This is a genomic window from Kitasatospora sp. NPDC059571 (assembly GCF_042735675.1).
Classification (GTDB): domain Bacteria; phylum Actinomycetota; class Actinomycetes; order Streptomycetales; family Streptomycetaceae; genus Kitasatospora.
Genome location: NZ_JBHWBW010000736.1, coordinates 1 through 2,305, shown reverse-complemented (window position 1 = coordinate 2,305; position 2,305 = coordinate 1). Strand labels below are relative to the sequence as shown.

The 2,305-nt window shown below is 76.3% G+C and carries 2 protein-coding genes; both read right to left on the bottom strand.

The annotated features are described in order from the left end of the window. Positions 1-87 precede the first annotated feature (87 nt). On the bottom strand, positions 88-567 hold the full coding sequence (locus ACFV0G_RS38460; RefSeq protein ID WP_380558256.1) for a hypothetical protein: 480 nt from the start codon (positions 565-567) through the stop codon (positions 88-90). 253 nt (positions 568-820) lie between these two features. Next, a complete protein-coding gene (locus ACFV0G_RS38455; protein ID WP_380558253.1) occupies positions 821-2,032 on the bottom strand; it encodes a DUF6745 domain-containing protein in 1,212 nt (403 codons plus the stop codon). Positions 2,033-2,305 lie beyond the last annotated feature (273 nt).

The window sequence follows — 2,305 nt, the reverse complement described above, 5'->3', positions numbered from 1 at the left end:
GGGGGCGCGCCGCGGTCGCCCCCCGGCGCGGGGGGGGCGGCCCCGGGGGGGCGGCGGGGGGGGGGGGGCGCGCCCCCCGGTTCCGTTTCAGTCGCAGACCATGCGGTTGCCGGCGCGGGCGAAGCCGAACCCGAGGCCCGTGGCGTCGCGTTCGCGCTGGCGGCGGATCAGGTAGCGGCCCGGCGCGATGCCGGTGGCGCCGTGCTCGGGGTGGATGAGATAGGCGACGGCGGACGCCTCCAGCAGGCCGAGCGCCAGCCGGACGGGGTCGTGCACCCCGAGCGTCCACCGGCAGGTGCCGGGATCGGCCACCAGCGAGTGCGGATTCCCGCCGGCGGCGCTGCGCAGCAGCTCGATGCCGGCGGCCGGTACGTCCTGCGACGAGGCCCAACTGGTCAGGCGTACGTGGGGGAGCATCGCCATCGGGATGACGATCAGGTCGCCCTGCGCCTGCGGTCCGGCGACCACCGGGATGGTCACCTCCCGCTCCAGGTGGTCGAGGACGTCGAGCCCGGTGCGGGCGGTGAGGTCGGCAAGGGTCAGGGCGGGTACGGCAGTTGTGATCATGGCAGACACCTTGGGATCGGGAGCGGTGGGGTCGGCGGCGGGCGTGCCGCGGACGGATGCGCCGGTGGGCGAAGGGCAACGGTCGGAGGGGCACGGACGGAGGGGGCACGGACGGGGGTGACGGACGAAGGGGCAACGGTCGGGGCAACAGCCGGGGGGCCGGAGGGGGGCGGACGAATGGGCAACGGCCGAAGGGGCGACGGACGTGGTGGCGGGGGCACGACCGTGGCTGCCGGTCCCGGATCGGGCGGACTCAGGTGCGTCGTGCCAACCGGGCGTACTGGTCGCCGCTCAGGCCGTAGGACCAGCCCGCCGCGGCCACGGCGTCGTCGAAGTGCGGCGGCACGCTGAGCCCGTAGCGGCGCCGTCGGCCGTCCGGTTCGACGGAGCCGTTGACCGCGACGAGCAGGCGCGTGGCGGGGCCGTTCGGCTGCCGCGGTGCGTCGTACAGTCGCAGTTCGGAGCCGGGGTTCCCCGGGTCGGGGGCGGTGGAGAGCAGCCGCAGCTCGGCCCGGTCGACATAGGTGTCCCAGCCGATGCGTTCGATGGCGCAGCGCCGGATCTCGACGTTGCGTTCCGCGTGGATGCGTTCGACGGTGGGCCCGGTCAGCACCCAGGCCGGGACGTGCGTCCCGTGCAGGGCGTACACCTCCGCGCCGTCCCGGTACCGAACGGCCGGCCCGTCGTCGTGGTGCAACCTCCGTTCCCCGTGCAGTCCGTGCGGCAGGGGCTCGGTGTGCAGGGCGGCGGGCCGGTCGGCCATCACGCACCGGCCCTCGGCCGGCCACCACCAGCCGGTCGACCGGGCGAGGACGGCGAACAGATCGAGGCGGACGGCGTCGCCGCGCCGGAACACCGTGCCCCTGGCGCTGCGGTGGGCGTCATATCCGCCCACCCAGTACGCGTCGTGCTGGCCGTGCCAGGTGTGGCCGAGTGCGCTGCCGGCCGCCGCGACCAGCGCTGTCCGGACGGGCGCGCAGACCGCGTCGCGCAGGGTCGCCTCCAGCGGGTCGACGGCTGCGGCGCCGATGACGCTCTCCAGGGGGATCCCGGCCGCGAGGGCCGCGTCCGGCGTCAACGTCCCTGCCGTCCAACGGGACTGGCTCGGCCAGGGTCGGATGCGGAGCGTGTCGTCCAGTGCTGATCGCAGGTCGGACGTCAGGGAGGCCAGTCTGGCGGCCAGCGGCCAGTCGTCGGCCCGTGGCGGGGCCGCGCGGCTGCTGACCCGCCAGCCGGGGAATCCGCCGCGCCCGCCCGCGATCAGTGTCCGGGCCTGTGCGGGCGAGTCGACCCAGACGAAGCGCGGCGGTGGGGCGCCGACCAGCCGGTACAGGCGGACGACCGCCTCTTCGGCCGCGTCGCGGTCCGCGGGGAGGGTGGAGAGCCCGTGGGCGAGCCATTCGTCCCGCGCGGCGCATGCGCGGGCGGCCCGTTCGCCGGGGTGGATCGGGAATGCGTCGGACACCCGCCCTGCGGGTCGCGTCGCTCCGCTCATCGTGCGATGGCGGAGACCGCCTCTCGGTTCGTCATGAGCGCCAGGCTGGCATCGGTCCGACCGCGGGGCAACAGGTTTTCCGGCGGCGAAGGTGTTGGGGGGAGGCCGTGGCTCGGGGCCCGGGGGTGGGGCGGGGGGGGGGGGGCGCCCCCCCCCCCCGCGGGGGGGGGGGGCGGCCCCCCCCCCCGGCACACAAGATTCACGCAAACACCCAACCCCCGCCCAACACCCCCCCCCCCCGCG

Coding starts and splice junctions, on each gene's coding strand:
- ACFV0G_RS38460 (WP_380558256.1), bottom strand. CDS start 567: ATGATCACAACTGCCGTACCCGCCCTGACCCTTGCCGACCTCACCGCC.